Origin of the sequence: Bradyrhizobium symbiodeficiens, assembly GCF_002266465.3 — a bacterium.
Lineage (GTDB): Bacteria > Pseudomonadota > Alphaproteobacteria > Rhizobiales > Xanthobacteraceae > Bradyrhizobium > Bradyrhizobium symbiodeficiens.
Window position 1 is genome coordinate 5,163,466 of sequence record NZ_CP029427.2, and the last position, 18,688, is coordinate 5,182,153.

At 65.4% G+C, this 18,688-nt stretch carries 15 protein-coding genes; 7 read left to right on the forward strand and 8 right to left on the reverse strand.

Annotated features, from left to right (window positions below):
• Window positions 1–29: 29 nt before the first annotated feature.
• From CIT39_RS24290 to CIT39_RS24300, 3 genes are all read right to left on the reverse strand, one after another.
• Window positions 30–1,004, reverse strand: coding sequence for a Bug family tripartite tricarboxylate transporter substrate binding protein (locus CIT39_RS24290; protein WP_162308655.1), 975 nt, complete (start codon window positions 1,002–1,004; stop codon window positions 30–32).
• 156 nt (window positions 1,005–1,160) lie between these two features.
• Window positions 1,161–1,958: an enoyl-CoA hydratase/isomerase family protein gene (locus tag CIT39_RS24295; RefSeq protein WP_094972568.1), complete on the reverse strand. Its 798-nt coding sequence runs from the start codon at window positions 1,956–1,958 to the stop codon at window positions 1,161–1,163.
• 60 nt (window positions 1,959–2,018) lie between these two features.
• Window positions 2,019–3,218, reverse strand: coding sequence for a pyridoxal-phosphate-dependent aminotransferase family protein (locus CIT39_RS24300; RefSeq protein WP_094972569.1), 1,200 nt, complete (start codon window positions 3,216–3,218; stop codon window positions 2,019–2,021).
• Window positions 3,219–3,436: 218 nt separating this feature from the next.
• Here CIT39_RS24300 and CIT39_RS24305 point away from each other — a divergent pair, with 218 nt between their 5' ends.
• Together CIT39_RS24305 and CIT39_RS24310 are read left to right on the forward strand one after the other, a co-directional pair.
• Window positions 3,437–6,445, forward strand: a complete 3,009-nt coding sequence (locus tag CIT39_RS24305) for an FAD-binding and (Fe-S)-binding domain-containing protein (RefSeq protein WP_162308656.1) — start codon at window positions 3,437–3,439, stop codon at window positions 6,443–6,445.
• Window positions 6,438–6,866 carry a GlcG/HbpS family heme-binding protein gene (locus CIT39_RS24310; protein WP_094972570.1) on the forward strand — a complete coding sequence of 143 codons (429 nt, stop codon included), beginning with the start codon at window positions 6,438–6,440 and terminating at the stop codon, window positions 6,864–6,866. The genes CIT39_RS24305 and CIT39_RS24310 overlap by 8 nt, the downstream gene beginning before the upstream one ends.
• 176 nt (window positions 6,867–7,042) lie before the next feature.
• Here CIT39_RS24310 and CIT39_RS24315 read toward each other — a convergent pair whose 3' ends face one another.
• Window positions 7,043–7,825: an enoyl-CoA hydratase/isomerase family protein gene (locus tag CIT39_RS24315; protein ID WP_094972571.1), complete on the reverse strand. Its 783-nt coding sequence runs from the start codon at window positions 7,823–7,825 to the stop codon at window positions 7,043–7,045.
• 168 nt (window positions 7,826–7,993) lie between these two features.
• Here CIT39_RS24315 and CIT39_RS24320 point away from each other — a divergent pair, with 168 nt between their 5' ends.
• Entirely contained in the window at window positions 7,994–9,364 is a 1,371-nt protein-coding gene (locus CIT39_RS24320; protein WP_181955112.1) for a caspase family protein, read from the forward strand.
• On the opposite strand, the gene CIT39_RS24325 is transcribed toward CIT39_RS24320, so the two are convergent.
• Window positions 9,361–11,463, reverse strand: a complete 2,103-nt coding sequence (locus tag CIT39_RS24325) for a molybdopterin oxidoreductase family protein (RefSeq protein WP_094972572.1) — start codon at window positions 11,461–11,463, stop codon at window positions 9,361–9,363. The genes CIT39_RS24320 and CIT39_RS24325 overlap by 4 nt on opposite strands.
• Before the next feature lie 234 nt (window positions 11,464–11,697).
• Between CIT39_RS24325 and CIT39_RS24330 the strand changes: the two genes are divergently transcribed.
• The 4 genes from CIT39_RS24330 to CIT39_RS24345 are packed head-to-tail and all read left to right on the forward strand — an operon-like array spanning window position 11,698 to window position 15,980.
• Window positions 11,698–12,672, forward strand: coding sequence for a Bug family tripartite tricarboxylate transporter substrate binding protein (locus CIT39_RS24330; protein WP_162308657.1), 975 nt, complete (start codon window positions 11,698–11,700; stop codon window positions 12,670–12,672).
• A gap of 13 nt (window positions 12,673–12,685) precedes the next feature.
• On the forward strand, window positions 12,686–13,156 hold the full coding sequence (locus tag CIT39_RS24335) for a (2Fe-2S)-binding protein (protein ID WP_094972573.1): 471 nt from the start codon (window positions 12,686–12,688) through the stop codon (window positions 13,154–13,156).
• Window positions 13,153–15,285: a xanthine dehydrogenase family protein molybdopterin-binding subunit gene (locus CIT39_RS24340; protein WP_094972574.1), complete on the forward strand. Its 2,133-nt coding sequence runs from the start codon at window positions 13,153–13,155 to the stop codon at window positions 15,283–15,285. Before CIT39_RS24335 ends, CIT39_RS24340 begins: the two co-directional genes overlap by 4 nt.
• Window positions 15,282–15,980 (forward strand): molybdate ABC transporter substrate-binding protein, encoded by a 699-nt coding sequence (locus CIT39_RS24345; RefSeq protein ID WP_094972575.1) that lies wholly within the window; start codon window positions 15,282–15,284, stop codon window positions 15,978–15,980. The genes CIT39_RS24340 and CIT39_RS24345 overlap by 4 nt, the downstream gene beginning before the upstream one ends.
• Before the next feature lie 14 nt (window positions 15,981–15,994).
• Here CIT39_RS24345 and CIT39_RS24350 read toward each other — a convergent pair whose 3' ends face one another.
• The 3 genes from CIT39_RS24350 to CIT39_RS24360 are packed head-to-tail and all read right to left on the reverse strand — an operon-like array spanning window position 15,995 to window position 18,660.
• The gene (locus tag CIT39_RS24350; RefSeq protein WP_094972576.1) at window positions 15,995–16,801 is read right to left on the reverse strand and encodes an SDR family NAD(P)-dependent oxidoreductase; all 807 of its coding nucleotides are present in this window, start codon (window positions 16,799–16,801) and stop codon (window positions 15,995–15,997) included.
• A 21-nt stretch (window positions 16,802–16,822) separates the two neighbouring features.
• Window positions 16,823–18,115 carry a TRAP transporter large permease gene (locus tag CIT39_RS24355; RefSeq protein ID WP_094972577.1) on the reverse strand — a complete coding sequence of 431 codons (1,293 nt, stop codon included), beginning with the start codon at window positions 18,113–18,115 and terminating at the stop codon, window positions 16,823–16,825.
• Complete coding sequence (locus CIT39_RS24360) at window positions 18,106–18,660, reverse strand: TRAP transporter small permease (protein WP_094972578.1); 555 nt, start codon at window positions 18,658–18,660, stop codon at window positions 18,106–18,108. The genes CIT39_RS24355 and CIT39_RS24360 overlap by 10 nt, the downstream gene beginning before the upstream one ends.
• Window positions 18,661–18,688 lie beyond the last annotated feature (28 nt).

Consider the following 18,688-nt stretch of genomic DNA (forward strand, 5'->3'; position numbering starts at 1 on the left):
CTTCGCGGGGCATGACGCGGAGGATGTGCTTACTTCGCGACGAAACCGGCCTCGGTCATCAGCGACTTGTTGACGGCATCATCCTCCTCGAGGAACTTCACCATGTCCTTGCCGGTGAGGAAGATCGGCTTCAGCGCCTGCTTTTCCATGTACTCCTTGTACTCGGCGGTCTGCGTCACCTTGTGGAACAGATCGACATAGAAGGCCTGTTGCTCGGCCGTCACCTTGCCGGGCAGGAACATCGCGCGCAGCATCAGATATTGCACGTCGACGCCCTCCTCCTTGCAGGTCGGGATGTCGGCCCAGGACTGGGTGTCCGTCACCTTGGTGGTGTAGGAGATGCGCTCCTTGTCGAACACGCAGAGCGGACGCACCTGGCCGGCGCGCCAGACTTCGAGGTTTTCGGATGGGTTGTTGACGTTGGCTTCGGTGTGGTTGCCGACCAGCTGAGTCGCGGCCTCGCCGCCGGATTTGTAGGGCAGATAGGAGAATTTTGCGCCGGTCTTCTGCTCGAGGAACACGGTCAGCACGTGATCCTCGCGCTTGGAGCCCGTGCCGCCCATCTTGAACGGCGAACTCGCCGCCTTCGCGGCCGCGACGAACTCCTTCACCGTCTTGGGGCCTGCGCTGTTGTCCCAGAGCACGAACTGGTCGAGCGCGACCACCGAAACCGGGGTCAGCTCACGCCAGTTGAACGGGATCTTAGCCGACAGCGGCAGCATGTAGATCAAGGAATAGGCGATCAACACCTTGTTCGGATCGCCCTCGCTGGATTTCATGTACATCAGCGCTTCCGCACCCGAGGCGCCGCCCTTGAGCGAGACGACGATCGGCTGCTTCATCAGATTGTTCTTCTGGATCGCGGCCTGCATCATCCGCGCCATCTGGTCGGAGGCGCCACCCGCGCCCGCTGCCACCACGATCTCGACGGGCTTCGCCGGCTCCCAACCGGCAAATGCCGGCGTGCTCAACAACAGCGCCGTCGCAGCGGCGACGGCTTTCACTGGAATTCGCACGAGTTTCGCCCCCTGATGTTTTTTTGAGTTGTAGTGCGGAAGAATTCTATCCCTGCATTGTGCGGACTAAAGCTGACGAGTGCAAGCGGCCGGGCAATTGGGCGCATATGACTTTCGACGGACGACGTCGATAGCGCATGAGCCTCACTTGCCCTTCCAGACCGGCGTGCGCTTGTTGAGGAAGGCGTCCATGCCCTCGCGGAAATCTTCGCTCATATAGGCCTTCAGGATCAGGTCCTCGCCCTCTTCACGCGACAGCGTGCGGCGGATGCGGCGCACCGCTTCCTTGGTCGCTTCCAGCGTGAGCGGCGCGTGGCTGGCGACGAGCTTCGCCGTTTCGTCGGCGCGGCGCTGCAGCGTCTCGACGTCGGGCACGACCTCGTTGAGCAGGCCGAGCGCCAGCGCTTCCGGCGCCTCGACGAGGCGCGCCTTGAAGATCATGTCCTTGGTGCGGGCCGGTCCGACCAGCGCGACAACGCGGCTGATATTGGACATCGACAGGCAATTGCCGAGCGTGCGCGCGATCGGAAAGCCCATGCGTGTCGTCTCGGTGCCGATGCGCAGGTCGCAGCAGGCCGCGATGCCGGCGCCGCCGCCGGTGCAGGCGCCGGCGATGGCGGCGATCACGGGCACGCGGCACTGCTCGAGCGTGCCGAGCACGCGGTCGATGCGCGCCTCGTAGTCGAGTGCGTCCTGCGCGGTCTTGAAGGCGCGGAACTGCGAGATGTCGGTGCCGGAGGCGAACGCCTTGTCGCCGGCGCCGGTCAGGATCAGCGCCTTGATCGAGCGGTCTGCGTTGATCTCCTGACAGATCTCCGCCATGCGGTCATACATGGCGAAGGTCATGGCGTTGCGTGCCTGCGGGCGGTTGAAGGTGATCCGCGCGATGCCGTCCGTGACGGAGTAGAGCAGGTCTTCGTTGGCAGTCGTCGGTGCGTTCATCGCGCGCTCACTTCACTCTTGTTGATCTTGGGCCGGCCGGCCTTCACGCCACCGGAGCCTCTAAGCGACCTGGGCTTTGGCCATCGGCACCACGTCGCGTCCCTTCAGGACGTCCATGGCCGCCAACACACCGCCGCTCCGGTGCGGGATCTTTGCAAGATCCAGGCCCATCTCGACGCCGGCAAGCGTGCCCATCAGCATCAGATCGTTGAAGTGGCCGATATGGCCGATGCGGAAAACCTTGCCCTTGACCTTGTTCAGGCCGGTGCCGAGCGACATGTCGAAGTTTTCCAGCACGACCTTGCGGAAAGCGTCGGCGTCGTGGCCATCAGGCACGCGCACGCCGGTCAGTGCCGGCGAGTGGGCGGCAGGATCGATGCACTGCGTCTCCAGGCCCCACACCTTGGCCGCCGCGCGCGTTGCCGCGCTGTGGCGCTTGTGGCGGGTCCAGACGTTCTCCAGCCCCTCCTCTTCCAGCATCTTGACCGCTTCGCGCAGGCCGTAGAGCAAATTGGTGGCGGGCGTATAGGGAAAGGTGCCGAGCTTGTTGAAGTTGATGACTTCCTGCCAGTCCCAGTAGGAGCGCATGCCGGGGTTGGCCTTGGCCACGGCGAGCGCCTTCTCCGAGACGGCGTTGAAGCTGAGGCCGGGTGGCAGCATCAGGCCTTTCTGGGAGCCGGCGACCGAGACGTCGATGCCCCAGGCGTCATGCTCGTATTCCATCGAGCCGAGGCCGGAAATGGTGTCGACCATCAACAGCGCCGGATGCTTGACGCGGTCGAGCAGCTTGCGCACCTCCAGCGGCGGCGTCACGCAGCCGGTCGAGGTCTCGTTGTGGACGACGCAGACCGCCTTGATCGCGTGCTGCTTGTCGGCGACGAGGCGCTTCTCGATCTCGGCGAGGTCGGCGCCGTGGCGCCAGTCGCTCGGGATGAAATCGACGTCGATCTTGAACTTGTCGGCGATGCCGCGCCACAGCACGGCGAACTGGCCGGTCTCGCACATCAGCACCTTGTCGCCGGGCGCGAACACGTTGACCATCGCCGCTTCCCAGGCGCCGGTGCCGGATGAGGGGAAGATGATCACGGGCTGCTTGGTGCGGAACACGCGCTGCATCGCGGCAAGCACGCCAAAACCGAGCTCGGCGAACTCCGGACCGCGATGGTCCAGCGTCGGCATGTCCATCGCCCGCAGCACCCGGTCGGGCACGTTGGTCGGTCCTGGAATCTGTAGGAAATGCCTTCCACTGTGCACGGTCATCGGCGTCCTTCCCGGTCTTTGAGGCTTATCTTGGAAACGTGTCTTGGCTCGAGCGTCGGTCGGCCCGAATTCAGGCTCCCGCGAGCCGCTCGCATATCATTATTCGCCGGGCTTGTCCCTCGCCCGGCGAGGTCCATCAATGCACAGAAAGCAGGGCTTGCTTGCCAAGGGCCGTGACGGGAGGCAAGACGGTGCCGGCGAACAGGCGAAAGCGGACCATGGCGGCGGAAGTGGCTGGAAAATCACCGGAATCGGCTCAAAAGGACGGCCTGGCGGCACGTCTGGCCCGGGAAATCACCGGCGACGTCCTGTTCGACCCGTTCAACCGCGGCCGCTACGCCACCGACGCCTCGTTCTACCAGATCGTGCCGGCAGGTGTGGTCGTCCCCAAGACCATGAACGAGGCCCTGCGGGCACTGGCGATTGCCCACGACGCAGGCCGCAAGGTCACTCCGCGCGGCGGCGGCACCTCGCAATGCGGCCAGACCGTCAATGACGGGATCGTGGTCGATCTGTCGAAGCACCTGAACCGCATCCTGTCGCTCGACGTCGAGGGCCGGACCTGCGTGGTCGAGCCCGGCATCGTGCTCGACGACCTCAACCGCCAGCTCAAGAAGCATGGCCTCTGGTTCCCGGTCGACGTCTCCACGGCTTCGCGCGCCACCATCGGCGGCATGGCCGGCAACAATTCCTGCGGCGGGCGCAGCCTGCGCTACGGCACGATGCGCGACAACACGCTGTCGATGGAGGCGGCGCTGGCGGACGGTACGCTGAGCCGTTACGGCGAGGTCTCACGCGATCTCTCCGGTCTCGACGCGAACGACAACGCACGCGCCCTGTTCCGCGACATGCTCGATCTCGGCGCTCGCGAAGCCGACGAGATCGCCGCGCGATTTCCCAAGGTGCAGCGCCGCGTCGGCGGCTACAATCTCGATGCGCTGGTGCCGCGCAATGTGCGCAACAACATGGCGCATCTTCTGGTCGGCTCGGAGGGCACGCTGGCCTTCACCACCAAGGTCGAGCTGAAGCTGTGGCCTGTCATCCGCAACAAGGCGCTGGGCGTCTGCCATTTCGGCAGTTTCTACGAAGCCATGGACGCGGCCCAGCACCTCGTCAAGCTCAAGCCGATCGCCGTCGAGCTGGTCGACCGCACCATGCTCGCGCTCGGGCGCGACATAGCGATGTTCAAGCCGATCATCAATGCTGCCATCAGGGGCGATCCGGACGCCGTGCTGGTGGTCGAGTTCGCCGAAGAGGACCAGGCGGACAACCTCCTGCGCCTGAAGCAGCTCGGCGAATTGATGGGCGATCTCGGCTTCGGCTGGAATAACGACAAGCGCAAATGGGGTGGCGTGGTCGAGATCACCGAGCCTGCGCTGCAGGGCGGCATCGCAGATTTCCGCGCGGCCGGCCTCAACGTCATGATGTCGATGAAGCAGGAGGGCAAGCCGGTCTCCTTCGTCGAGGACTGCGCCGTGCCGCTGCCGCACCTCGCCGACTATACCCAGCGGCTGAACGAAGTCTTCGCCAAGCACGGCACCAGCGGCACGATGTACGCGCATGCCTCCGAGGGCTGCCTGCACGTGCGACCCGTGCTGAACCTCAAGCTGGACAAGGACGTCAAGGCGATGCGCGCCATCGCCGAAGAGGCCTTCGCGCTGGTGCGCGAATACAAGGGCTCGCATTCCGGCGAGCACGGCGACGGCCTGGTGCGCTCCGAGTTCCACGAGACCATGTTCGGCGAGCGTCTCGTCGCCGACTTCCGCGAGGTGAAGCAACGCTTCGATCCCGATGGCACGCTCAATCCCGGCAAGATCGTCGATGCGCCCAGGATGGACGACCGCTCGCTGTTCCGCTTCAAGCCAGACTATCGCGTCGGCGAGCTCGAGACGAAGCTCGACTGGTCGGCCTGGCCCGGCGCCGGCGGCGGCTTCCAGGGCGCGGTCGAGATGTGCAACAACAACGGCGCCTGCCGCAAGCTCGAGGGCGGCGTGATGTGCCCGTCCTATCGCGCCACGCGCAACGAGAAGGACGTCACGCGAGGACGCGCGAACAGCTTGCGGCTCGCGATCTCCGGCCAGCTCGGCCCCGGCGCGCTGTCGTCCGACGAGATGATGGAGACGCTCAAGCTCTGCGTCTCCTGCAAGGCCTGCCGCCACGAGTGCCCTGTTGGCGTCGACATGGCCAAGATGAAGATCGAAGTGCTGGCCGCGCGCGCCGCCTCGCATGGCCTGACACTGCGCGACCGCCTCGTCGGTTATCTCCCGCGCTATGCCGGTCTCGCATCGCGGCTGGCGCCGCTCGCCAATCTGCGCAACCGCAGCCCGCTGTTGCGAAAGCTGCTCGAACGCTTTGCCGGCATTAGCGCGCGCCGCGCCCTGCCCGCCTTCCGCAGCGACGTGTTTGCGCCGGCCGCTGAGGTGGTTGGACCTGTTGAGGGCCGCGAGGTCGTGCTGTTCGCCGACACCTTCAATCGCATCTACGAGCGCGAGAACCTCGAGGCCGCGCTGCGCGTACTCGCGGCCGGCGGCTATCGCGTGCATCTGCCGAAGCCGGTGAGCGGCAACCGCCCGCTTTGCTGCGGCCGCACCTTCCTCTCCGCCGGACTCGTCGATGAGGCCAGGGTCGAGCTCGATCGTCTCGTGGCCGCTTTCGCGCCCTTTGCCGCGCGCGGCGTGCCGATCGTGGGCCTCGAGCCAAGCTGCCTGCTGACGCTGCGCGACGAGCTTTCTTCGCTGCGCAAGGACGACGACGCCAAGGCGGTCGGCGCGCACGCGCTGACCTTCGAGGAATTCCTGGTGCGCGAGGCCGAGGCCGGAAGGCTGCAACTGCCGCTCGGCACCATCGCCGACAAGGTCGTCGTCCACGGCCATTGCCATCAAAAATCCTTCGGCGCCTTCAAGCCGGTCGAGCAGGTGCTGCGGCTGGTTCCGGGACTTGCAGTCGAGACCATCGAATCGAGCTGCTGCGGCATGGCGGGCGCCTTCGGCTATGGCGCGGATACCTATGATGCCTCGATCGAGATGGCCGAGCTGTCGCTGCTGCCCGCCGTGCGGCGCGCGGACGCCACGACGCTGGTCGTTGCCGACGGCACCTCCTGCCGGCACCAGATCCAGGACGGCACGAAGCGCGAGGCGCTTCACGTCGCGCGCGTGCTGGCGATGAGCCTCGATCGCACCGAAACCAACTCCACCTCAACTGCTGCAAAGGAAACCAGCCATGGCTGATCTCACCCTCGACACCGCCCGCAAGATCCTCGACGCCGCCTTCGCGAAGGCCGGCGAACTCAAGCTCAAGCCACTGGTCGTCACCATCCTCGACGCGCGCGGCGTGCTCAAGCTCGCCGCGGCGCAGGACGGCACCAGCCTGATGCGCGGCGAGATCGCGCACGGCAAGGCCTATGGCGCGCTCGCGATGGGGATGGGCTCGCGCGCGCTGTTCCAGCGCGCCCAGGAGCAGGCCTATTTCATCGACGCCGTGAACACCATCGCCAAGGGCGCTCTGGTGCCGGTCCCCGGCGGCGTGCTGATCATGGACGGCACGACCCTGCTCGGCGCCGTCGGCGTTTCCGGCGACACCTCCGACAATGACGAGGCCTGCGCGGTGGCCGGTATCCAGGCTGCCGGGCTGAAAGCCAACGCGGGGTAGTACGTCATTCCGGGGCGCGCCACTTGGCGCGAGCCCGGAATCCATTTCTCCGCGAGGCTTCCTGCACGATGGATTCCGGGCTCGCGCTACGCGCGCCCCGGAATGACGACGGAGGAATGCGGCTACATTCTCTTTGAAAGTCGAAATGAGCTAGTAACTACAGTCTCGTGCCCCGTCTACCTCCCCGTCCAGACCGGCTTCCTCTTCTCCCCGAACGCCTTCAGGCCTTCCTTGGCGTCCTCGGTCATCGCCAGCAGCGCGATCTGGCTTTCGGTGTAGGCGATGCTCTCGTCGAACGACATCGAGGCAATGGCGCGCATGGCGTATTTGCCGCGACGGATCGCGGTCGGGGATTTGTCGACGATGCGGCCGATCAGCCAGTCGACCTTGGCATCCAGCTCGGCCGTGGGCACGACGTAGTTGAGCAGGCCGGCAGCCTGCGCCGTCTTGGCATCGAACGGCTCGCCGGTGAGCGCCCATTCGTTGACGAGGCGCGGCGGCGCGATGGACTGCAGCAGGCTCAGCACCTGCATCGGAAACACGCCGACCTTCACCTCCGGAAGGCCGAATACGACGTGATCGGCCGCGACCGCCATGTCGGTCATGCAGAGCAGGCCCATGCCGCCGGCCATGCAGACGCCGCCGACCCGCGCAATCGCAGGTTTGGTGGCGTTCTGTGACAAACGTAACAGATCGGCATAGTCGACATTTGGTTTGGAATGATCCATTGCGAAAGCCGCGCCGGAATTCTGCAGATCGGCGCCCGCGCAGAACGCCTTGTCGCCCGCGCCCGTCAGCACGATGACGCGGACGTCCTTGTCGTCATGCGCGTCGCGATAGCCTTTGGTGATGCCGGCGATGACCTCGCCGTTCAGTGCGTTGCGTTTCTCCGGCCGGTTGATGGTGATCCAGAACGCCTGCCCGCGCTTCTCGGTGACGACTGCTGTGGTGTCGGTCATGGTACGCTCGCTTCCTTGCCATCCGTTTTGCTGCCATTTGCGGCAGGACGGGCGGAGCGTGCAAGGCCAATCTGCAGCGCGGTGTCACCATAGCGTGTGGGCGCAAATTCGCTTGGCGATTGAATTACGGGTGACGGCCGCTATCCTGACTGGAGATTTTGATCACCGATGAGTCATTTCATGCGCGCCGCGATGATGTTGTTGCTGACAGGCCTGCTCGTGCTGGGCGCAAGCCGCGCGGCCGATGCTGCGAAACTGGCGCTGGTGATCGGCAACGCCAGGTATCCCGACAACGAATTCGTGCTGAACGACGTCGCCAACGACACCCAGGACGTCACCGAAGAATTGAAGCGCGACGGCTTCGTCGTCGACCGCCAGAGCAATCTCACGGCCGACGCCATGCGGCAGGTGCTGGATCGCTTCTATGCCCGCATCGAGCGCGGCGCGGTGGCACTGATCTTCTTCGACGGTTTTGCGATCCAGTCCAACCGGCAGACCTATTTGCTGCCGGTCGACGCGCAGATCTGGACCGAGCCGGATGTGGCGCGCGACGGCTTCAGCCTCGACAGCATCCTCGCCGAGATGAACACGCGCGGCGCCGCGATCAAGATCGCGCTGATCGACGCCTCGCGCCGCAACCCGTTCGAGCGGCGCTTCCGCCGCTATTCGGCCGGCCTTGCGCCGGCGATCGCGCCGAGCAATTCGCTCGTGCTCTACTCCGCCGCGCTCGGCGCGGTCGCGGCGAGCGGCAAGACCGAGCACGGCCTGTTCGTCGCCGAGCTGCTGCGCGAGATGCGCGCGCCGAACATCAGCGCCGAGCAGGCCCTGACCAACACCAAGAACGGCGTCGTCGCCGCCACCAAGCGCGAGCAGGTGCCGTGGCTGTCGTCCTCGCTGACGACGGAATTCTCGTTCGCAGGCCCGGTGACGCAGCCGCCCGACAACAAGGGCGACGCGACGCCGGCGAAACCCGAGCCGCAAAAACCGGCTTGCGAGGCGCCGCAGGCAGAGCCGCCTCCGAGCGCCGACGATCTCGCCAGGGATTCCGTCATCGCCGATCTCAGCCGCAAAATCGCGGCGAACGCCAATGACATCGTCTCGCGCTACAAGCGCGGCCAAGTCTATGCGATCAAGCGCGCGCACGCGCGCGCCATGCAGGATTTCGACGCGGTGATCCGCAGGAATCCCAGGGATGCGCAGGCGCTGAACAACCGCTGCTGGACGCGCGCTGCGACCGGCGACCTGCAGGGCGCGCTGACTGACTGCAATCTGGCACTGCAGATCGATCCCGGCTTGAGCGATGCGCTCGACAGCCGCGGTCTCGTCAATCTCAAGCTCGGGCGCAATGCGGAAGCGATCAAAGACTACACCGACGCGATCCAGCGCAATCCGCGCTCCTCGTCGTCGCTGTTCGGCCGTGGCATCGCCACCCGCAAGAGCGGCGGTGACGGCGCCACCGACATCGCGTCGGCAAAGTCGATGAACCCTGATATCGCGAAGGAGTTCGCAGGCTACGGTGTCTCGGAGTGCGTGCCTTAAACGGCGAGCGCCTTTTTGATCCAGACCTTGTTGTCGTGGAACGCGGCGCCGCCGATCGGCGCGACGGTTTCGGCTCCGGTCAGCATGTTGATGCCGCGGCCGCCGATGTGGTTTTTGTTGGGATGAACGGACTCCGCGATCAGCACGCCGCGCCGCACGCCATCGAACAAGGTCGCCACCAGCGTGGTCTCGCCCCGGGTATTGCCGAGCGTCACCGCATCGCCGTCGGCGATGTCGAGCGCCGCCGCATCCAGCGGATGGATCATCACGCTCGCCTTGCCCTCGCGCGCCTGCGAGGACGGGGTTTCGTTGAAGGTGGTGTTGAGGAAGCTGCGCGAGGGGCTGGTCGCGAGCCGGAACGGATGGGCCTGGTCGGCCTGCTCGATCACAGCCCAATGGTCCGGCAACTCGGGCATGTTGTCGACATCGCCCATGGTCACGCCGAACGGCGGATGCGCCCAGTCGGCCTTGAAGTGGAACTTGCCGTCGGCATGGGCAAAGCCGTCGAGATAATGCGAGGTGCGGAAGTCCGGTTGCAGGTCGCGCCAGAGGTCGGCTTCGAGGCCGGCGATGTCGCCGTGATTGCTGAGCTTCAGCGTCGCATCGATCAATTCGCGCGGCGTCATCTCGAAACCCGGATGCCTCGCGCCAAGGCGCGGCGCCAGCGCCTGCAACACCTGATGGTTGGAGCGGCATTCGCCGGGCGGGTCGATCAGCTTCGGCCCGACCGAGATGTGCTGGTGGCCGCCGCCGTAATAGAGATCGTCGTGCTCCATGAACATGGTCGCCGGCAGCACGATGTCCGCCATTTGCGCCGTCTCGGTCATGAACTGCTCGTGCACCGCGACGAACAGATCCTCGCGCGCAAAACCCTGCCGGACCAGCGCCTGCTCCGGCGCCACCGTCATCGGATTGGTGTTCTGGATCAGCATCGCCTTGACCGGGCCTTTGCCATGCAGGGCCTCGGCATCGCCGGTGAGGATACGGCCGATCTGGGATTGGTCGAGCGCGCGGATGCTCGGGTCGATCGCGTCGTGACCTTCGATGATGGATTCGTTGAAGTGCCACAGCGCGTAATTGTTGAAGAAGGCGCCGCCGCCTTCATACTGCCAGGCGCCGGTCACCGCGGGAATGCAATTGGCCGCGTGCATCTGCGTGGCGCCATTGCGGCTCCGCGTAAAGCCGTAGCCGAAGCGGAAGAAGGTGCGCTTGGTCTCGCCGACCGCGTTGGCAAAGGCCTCGATCTCGGAAACCGGTACGCCGCAAATCGCGGACGCCCATTCCGGCGTGCGCGTCGTCAGATGCGCCTCGAGCTCGGCGGGGCAGTCGGTGTACTTGTCCATGTAGGCGCGGTCGGCATAGCCGTCACGGAACAGGACGTGCATGACGCCGCAGGCGAAGGCGCCGTCGGTGCCGGGCCGCAGGACGATCTTGATGTCGGCCTGCTTCATGGTGTCGTTGTCGTAGATATCGATCGCCGCGATTTTCGCGCCGCGCTCCTTGCGGGCGCGGGAGGCGTGCGTCATCACGTTGACCTGGGTGTTGACGGGATTGGTGCCCCAGATCACGACGAGGTCGGACAGCGCCATCTCGCGCGGATCGGCGCCGGCGATCTTGCCGGTGCCGATCGCGAACCCGATGCGCGCGACATTGGCGCAGATCGTCTGATAGAAGCGCGAATACTTCTTCACATGCGTGAGGCGGTTGAGGCCGTCGCGCATCACGAGGCCCATGGTGCCGGCGTAGTAATAGGGCCAGATCGATTCCGCGCCGAATTCGCGCTCGGCCTGATTGAAGCGATGCCCGATCTCGTCCAGCGCCTCGTCCCAAGAGATCCGCGCGAATTGCCCGGAGCCCTTCGCGCCCGTTCGGCGCATCGGAAATGTGACCCGTTCGGGATGATGGATGCGCTCGGCGTAGCGGGCGACCTTGGCGCAGACCACGCCGGCCGTATAGGTCTGCTTTTTCGAACCTCGGACACGGCCGATGCTGCGGCCTTCGACCACCTCGACATCGAGGGCACAGGCCGATGGGCAATCATGCGGACAGGTCGAATGGCGGATTTCGATCTTGCTTTCGATCTTGGCGTGCTGGTTCATGTCTCAGTTCGTAACACCAAAATACCGGCCAGCCGAGCGCATTTATCCGGCACGGCCCATGCGATTTGCTCAAACCGCACGCGCCGCCGGTTCCTGCTGCAAGCGCGAAATAGGGACCAGCCACACCGAAAGCCACCCGGTATTGCCAGCCCTGTCGCCGTTGTGAGGCGTCGACAGTCCGCATTCCCTGCCGCTACAGTGCCGGCCAACAAAAACGATATCAGGGAGGTGGGTATGATCGCTCGAAGATCCGTGCTGGCTTTGGCGGCCGGCCTGCTTGCCGTAGTCTCCGCAGCCCCCTCCTTTGCACAGGATTATCCCAGCCACGCCGTCCGGATCGTCGTCCCGTTCGGGGCCGGCGGCCCGGCCGACGTCGCGGCCCGGCTGATCGGCAATGTGCTGCAGGACAGTTTTGGTCAGCCTTTCGTGGTCGAGAACCGCACCGGTGCCGGTGGTGTCATCGGCACGATCGAGGCGGCGAAATCGCCGGCCGACGGCTACACGCTGCTGATGATGTCCAACACCCAGACCGCCAACGAAACGCTGCTGACGGCGGACAAGCGCAAATACGAGCTGATGCGCGACCTCGCGCCGATCGCGCCGGTGAATTATTCCGATCTCGTCATCGTGGTGAACCCGCAAGTGCCGGTGAAGACGCTGGCCGAGTTCATCGCGCTCGCCAAGGCGCAGCCGGGCAAGCTGAACTACGCCTCCTCCGGTCAGGGCACGCCCTACCACATGGCCGGCGAACTGTTCAAAGCCATGGCCGGTATCGATGTCGTCCACGTTCCCTATCGCAACAGCGGCGAGGCGCGCAGTGGCGTGATCGGCGGACAGGTGCAGATGATGATCGACGCGGTGCCGGCGATGGCGCCGAACATCGGCGAGAACCAGGTGCGCGCGCTCGCCACAACCGGCAAGCAGCGCTCTACCGTTCTGCCGAACGTGCCGACCGCGATCGAAGCGGGCGTTCCCGCCTATGAGGCGACGATCTGGCTGGGCCTGATGGCACCGGCCGGCACGCCAAAGCCGGTCATCGACAAGCTCAATGCCGCCGTCAACGCAATGGTGAAGCGGCCCGACATCGTCAAGCTCTGGACAGAACAGGGCGCCGTGCCCATGTCGATGACGCCGGAGGAATTCGAAAAATTCCTGCGCGGCGACATCGAGAAATGGGCCGACGTCGTCAAGAAGTTCGACAAGTCCTGAGGCCGTATTGGAAATGCCAGCCATTCAATTTCAGCTCAACGGCGCAGCCACGGCCGTGGATGCCGATCCCGATCAGACGCTGCTCGACGTGCTGCGCGGCCGGCTCGGTGTCACCGGGGCGCATTTCGGCTGCGGTGCCGGCGAGTGCGGCGCCTGTTACGTCATGGTCGACGATCGCGCCATGGCGTCCTGCGACATGCCGATGTGGTCGGTCGCGGACAAGGACGTCGTCACGGTGGAAGGCCTCGGCACGGCGGGCGCACCGCATCCGTTGCAACGCGCCTTCATCGCCGAACAGGCGATGCAATGCGGTTATTGCGTATCAGGAATCCTGATCAGCGCGGCGGCGCTGCTGAAGCGCAATCCGTCCCCGACGGAGGCGGAGGTCAGGGCGGCACTGGATCGCAATCTGTGCCGCTGCGGGTCGCACAACCGCATGGTCCGCGCCGTCCTGCGTGCGGCCGCAGAGATGGCGGCATCATGAGCACGTTGTCCCCTGCCCCGAAGCTGCCGGTCAGCCTCGTGGCCAATCCCAAGCTGTCGTCTTGGGTGGGATTCACCGATGACGGCCGCGTGGCGATCTCGCCCGGCAAGGTCGAGATCGGCCAGGGCATCGTCACGGCGCTGGCGCAGATCGCCGCGGACGAACTCGATGTCGAAATCGTCAGGATCGAGATGATCCGCGCCTCGACGGCGACCAGCCCAAACGAAGGCGTTACCTCGGGCAGCCTCTCGATCCAGCAGTCCGGCCGCGCGCTGCGCCAGGTCTGCGCGGAGGTGCGCCAGCGCTTCCTTGCCGTCGCCTCAGAACGCTTTGGAATCGATGCCTCGCGGCTCAATATCGATGACGGCACCATCTCTGGCCCCGGCAATGTCAGGACAAGTTATTGGGAGCTGATGGACGAGGTCTCGCTCGACCACGACGCCACCGCAGGCCCGACAGCGAAGAGTGCCGCCAGCCGTATCATCGCCGGACATTCGGTCCAGCGCGTCGACATTCCCGACAAGGTGTTTGCGCGGCCGCGTTTCATCCACGACCTCGCTCTGCCGGGATTGGCACACGGACGCGTGCTGCGGCCGGATCTCTCGGGCGCCAGATTGATCGCACTCGATGAGGCGGCTGCGCGCGCGGTCCCCGGCCTCGTTGCGATCGTCCGCGACGGCGGCTTTGCCGGCGTGGTTGCCGACAACGAGGCGGCGGCGGAAGCCGGACTCAAAGCGCTGCGCAAGGGCGCGACATGGTCGGTCGGCGAGCCGCTGCCCGACGAAGACGATCTGGCGGGTTTTTTGAAGAGCCAGCCGATCGAGACCACCATTATCGATACCAGGATGGCGGAGCCGGCCCGCAATCCCACCCAAACGCTCCGCCGGCAATACACCCGCCCCTACATCGCGCATGCCTCGATCGCGCCGTCTTGCGCCGTGGCGCAATGGGACGGCGATCGTGTCCACGTCTGGACGCACAGCCAGGGCGTCTACCTGCTGCGCGCCGATCTCGCGATTGTGCTGACGCTGCCGGAAGACCACATCGTCGTCGAGCACATCGAGGGCGCCGGCTGCTACGGACACAATGCGGCCGACGACGTCGCGCTCGATGCCGTGTTGCTGGCGAAAGCGGCCAGCGGACGCCCGGTCCGCGTGCAGTGGTCACGCCACGACGAGATGTCTCACGCGCCGTTCGGCGCGGCGATGGCCGTCGAGATCGAGGCCGATCTCGACGTGGACCACGAGATCGTCGGCTGGCGCCACGCGATCTGGAGCAACGGCCATGCGGCACGGCCCGGACGCGCAGCAAAGCCCGCGCTGCTGGCGGCGAGTGAGATCGCAAATCCCTATCCCCGCATGGTCTCGACCAACCCGCCGGCTGCGAATGGCGGTGGCGGCGATCGCAACTCCGTCCCGCTCTATGACTTCCCGGCCTGGACCATCACGAGCCACCGGCTGCTGACCATGCCGGTACGGACCTCGGCGCTGCGGACGCTGGGCGGACAAGGCAACGTGTTCGCCATCGAATCCCTGCTCGACGAGATCGCAGCGCTGCGCGGTGAAGACCCGATCGCATTCCGCTTGCGGCACCTGCGCGACGAACGGGCGCGCGATGTCATCAGCGCTGCGGCGCGACGTGCGCAGTGGAAGCCGCAGAAACAGCCCGGCATCGGCCACGGCGTCGGCTTTGCCCGCTATAAGAACACGGGGGCCTATTGCGCCGCGATTGCCGAGATCGAGGGCACCGACGACATCCGCGTGAGGCGGCTGACGCTGGCCGTCGATGTCGGCGAGGCCATCAACCCGGACGGCGTCGTCAACCAGATCGAGGGCGGCGCAATCCAGGCGACCAGCTGGGTGCTGAAGGAACGCGTCCGCTTCGACCGGTCGCGCATCACATCCACCTCATGGACCGACTATCCGATCCTGACCTTCAGCGAGGTGCCGGCCGTGGATGTCGAGATCATTCAGCGGCCGGAGATCGAGCCGGTCGGCGCCGGTGAGGCCGCACACGGCCCGGTGACGGCGGCGATCGCCAATGCGGTCTACGATTGCCTCGGCGTGCGCGTGCGCGACCTGCCGATCACGCGGGACAGGATCATTGGAGCGATGGAGCGTGCGCCTTGAAGACAGTGACCATCTTGAGCGGCGGCGCGGCGCAAGGTCTGGTGCGCGGGCTCGGCGACGCCTTCAAGGCGCAGACCGGCCTCGGCATCGATGGCGAATTCGGCGCAGTCGGCATCATGGCCGACAAGCTGCGCGCGAGGACACTGGCCGATCTCGTGATCCTGACGCAGGCGCTGCTTGCGAAGCTTGCCGAAGAGAAGCTCGTCGTCCCCTTCTCGATCACGGATGTCGGCCGGGTCGAGACCGCGCTGGCTGTCCGCAGCCGCGATCCCAAGGTGATGGTGAAGACCCAGGGAGATCTGCGCGAGGTGCTGCGCAGTGCCGATGCCATCTACGTCCCCGACACCAAGGCCTCGACCGCCGGCCAGCATTTCGCAAAAGTGCTGGACCAACTCGGCATCGCCTATGAAGTCGCCTCGCGCCTCAAGATATTTCCGAACGGTGCAACGGCGATGCGGGAACTCGCGGCATCGACGGCGGCAAGACCGATCGGATGCACGCAGGCGACCGAGATCATCGCGACAGACGGCATTGAACTGTCAGGGGCGCTGCCGCCCGGCTGCGAACTCCTGACGATGTATACGGCCGGCGTGACCGCGAGCGCAGCGCATCCGAAGGAAGCGGCCGCGCTGATCGCGTTGCTGACCGACGCAGATCATAAGGATCTGCGCCAGCGCGCTGGCTTCACCGGCTAGATGCCGATGAGGCCCTATTTGTGCAGCTGGGTGAGACCGGTCGGCGGACCGTCGACGGCGGTCCAGCCGCCGTCGACGAACAGCGTGCTGCCGCTGACATAGCTCGCGGCGTCCGAGGCGAGATAGGCCACGGCGGTCGCGACCTCGTCGGCGCTGCTCCAGCGGTTGAACACGGTGTGGCCGGCGTAGAGATTGTAGATGTCGGGCCGCTGCTTGAACGGACCGGTCAGCGCGGTCTCGGCGATGCTCGGCGCGATCGCATTGACGCGCACGCCGGCATGGCCGACCTCGGAGGCAAAGCCCTTCACCAGCAGGCCGATTGCCGCCTTGGTGGAGCCGTAGACGCCGAGGCCCGGCTCGATGGTGACCGCGCGCACCGACGAGCAGGCGATGATGCTGCCGCCCCTTTGCGCGACCATGATGCGGCCGAAAGCCTGGAAGAACCACACCGTGCCCTTGACGTTGAGGTTGAGGACGCGGTCGAGATCCTCCTCGGTGTAGTCGAGGATGGTCTTGCGGATGTTGAGCCCGGGCGTCGTCACGGCGATGTCGAGCCGGGGAAATTTCTGCATCACCGTTTTGGCCAGCGCATTGACGTCCGCAGCGCTCGCGGCGTCACAGCCGGCTGCTTCCGCCCAGCCGCCCTTGTCGCGAATGCCGGCGGCGGTTGCCTCCGCGGCGTCAAGCGCGCGATCGGCGCAGACGATTCGGGCCCCGAGCCCAGCCAGCGCCTCGGCCGACGATTTACCGATGCCGGATGCGGCGCCGAGCACCACGGCCGTCTTGCCGGTGAGATCAAAGAGCTTGCGATAGTCAGTCACTGATGGCTTCTCCTGTAGCTGCTAGCCCTTGTAACCCATCAGCAGGCGCGGCAGCCACAGCGAGAATGCGGGGACGTAAGTCACGAACATCAGGGCTGCGATCAGCGCGGTGTAGAACGGCAGGATGGTGCGCATCACCGCGCCCACCGAGATTCCGCCGATGGCGCAGCCTACGAACTGGGTGGTTCCGACCGGCGGGGTGTTGAGCCCGAGGGCACAGTTGATCAGCATCAGCATGCCGAACTGCACCGGATCCATGCCCGCCTTCATCGCGATCGGCAGGAAGATCGGCGTGCAGATCAGGATCGTCGCCGCCATGTCCATGAAGGTGCCGAGCACGAACAGGATGACGTTGATGAGCAGGAAGATGACCCAGGGCTGCGTCGAGACCTTGCCCATCAAGTTGCCGGCGAGATCAGCCACCTCGTAGAGCCCCATCAGATACTGGAACATGGTGGAGACGCCGATCAACAGCAGCACCACGCCCGTCGTCTTCACCGCCTTGGCGGCGGCATGCAGGAAGTTGCTCCAGGTCATGGTGCGGTAGATGAAGAACGTCAGCAGCATCGTATAGGTGACCGCGACGGCTGCGGATTCAGTTGCCGTGAAGACCCCGGACAGGATGCCCGTCAGGATGATGCCGACGATCAGAAGGCCGGGCAGGGCCGCCGCGAGCGAGCGGAAAACCTCGGCCCAGCCCGGAAACTTGCCGGCCGGATAGCCTCGCTTCACCGCAACGCCGTAAGCGGCGACCAGCATGCACGCCATCAGCACGATCGCCGGCAAAAGGCCGGCGGCGATCAGCGCGCCGATCGAGACCTTGCCGCCGGCGGCCAGGGCATAAATGATCATGTTGTGGCTGGTCGGCATCAGGGCGCCCACCAGCGAGGCATGGGTTGTGACGTTGACGGCGTAGTCGGTGTCGAACCCCTCCTTTTTCATCATCGGGATCATCACCGCGCCCATCGCCGACACGTCGGCCACGGGCGAGCCGGAGACGCCGCCGAACAGCGTGCAGGCGACCACGTTCGACATGCCGAGCCCGCCGCGGATGTGCCCGACGAGATTCTTGGCGAGCTGCACGATCTTGTCGGCGACGCCGCCATGCAGCATCAGCTCACCGCTGAAGACGAAGAACGGGATGGCAAGGAACGAGAAGATGTTCATTCCCGACATCATCTGCTGGAAGATGACGGCGACCGGCAGACCCTCGTAGAGGATGGTGCAGATCGCCGAGAGGCCGATCGCGAAGGCGACGGGGACGCCGAGGATCAGAAAGCCGAAGAAGGAAGCCCCGAGAATGATCAGTTCCATGAGGGAACAACCTCTTCGCCGCGCAGCACAGCAATGATGTGCTCGATTGAAAAGGAGACGATCAGGACGCCGGAGGCGATCAACGGGACGTAGCGGACGACCTCGGGAAGGCCGAGATTGGGGATCTTCACGGTCCCGACGGATGCGCCGAGAATCCAGCCGTTATAGGCCATCGCGACGCCAAACGCGGCCACCAGGACGTGGATGATGAGCTCGATTTTCTCTCGCGCGTGATCGGGCAGCATCACCAGCAGGCTGTCCATGCCGATGTGTCCGGCATCGCGTACGCCGACGGCGGCGCCGATCAGCGTGACATACAGGATGAGAACCAGCGCAAGGTTCTCCGTCCAGGTCGGGCTCGAATTGAGCACGTACCGGCCGAACACCTGGTAGAATACGACGGTGACGATGAGGAGCAGTCCGCTCACGGACAGATACATGCCCGCACGCGCGACGACGGCATTGACGCTTGACAGCAAGCCGGTCGCCGGGCGTGCGGCGGCGACCGCCCCCTGCTCGTGGTCTGCGACGTGTGGATCTGTCATTCCCGCGACTCCTTGCGAGCGGCCCGGT

Coding starts and splice junctions, on each gene's coding strand:
- CIT39_RS24295 (WP_094972568.1), bottom strand. CDS start 1,958: ATGAACGCACCGACGACTGCCAACGAAGACCTGCTCTACTCCGTCACG.
- CIT39_RS24300 (WP_094972569.1), bottom strand. CDS start 3,218: ATGACCGTGCACAGTGGAAGGCATTTCCTACAGATTCCAGGACCGACC.
- CIT39_RS24305 (WP_162308656.1), top strand. CDS start 3,437: ATGGCGGCGGAAGTGGCTGGAAAATCACCGGAATCGGCTCAAAAGGAC.
- CIT39_RS24310 (WP_094972570.1), top strand. CDS start 6,438: ATGGCTGATCTCACCCTCGACACCGCCCGCAAGATCCTCGACGCCGCC.
- CIT39_RS24315 (WP_094972571.1), bottom strand. CDS start 7,825: ATGACCGACACCACAGCAGTCGTCACCGAGAAGCGCGGGCAGGCGTTC.
- CIT39_RS24320 (WP_181955112.1), top strand. CDS start 7,994: ATGAGTCATTTCATGCGCGCCGCGATGATGTTGTTGCTGACAGGCCTG.
- CIT39_RS24325 (WP_094972572.1), bottom strand. CDS start 11,463: ATGAACCAGCACGCCAAGATCGAAAGCAAGATCGAAATCCGCCATTCG.
- CIT39_RS24330 (WP_162308657.1), top strand. CDS start 11,698: ATGATCGCTCGAAGATCCGTGCTGGCTTTGGCGGCCGGCCTGCTTGCC.
- CIT39_RS24335 (WP_094972573.1), top strand. CDS start 12,686: ATGCCAGCCATTCAATTTCAGCTCAACGGCGCAGCCACGGCCGTGGAT.
- CIT39_RS24340 (WP_094972574.1), top strand. CDS start 13,153: ATGAGCACGTTGTCCCCTGCCCCGAAGCTGCCGGTCAGCCTCGTGGCC.
- CIT39_RS24355 (WP_094972577.1), bottom strand. CDS start 18,115: ATGGAACTGATCATTCTCGGGGCTTCCTTCTTCGGCTTTCTGATCCTC.
- CIT39_RS24360 (WP_094972578.1), bottom strand. CDS start 18,660: ATGACAGATCCACACGTCGCAGACCACGAGCAGGGGGCGGTCGCCGCC.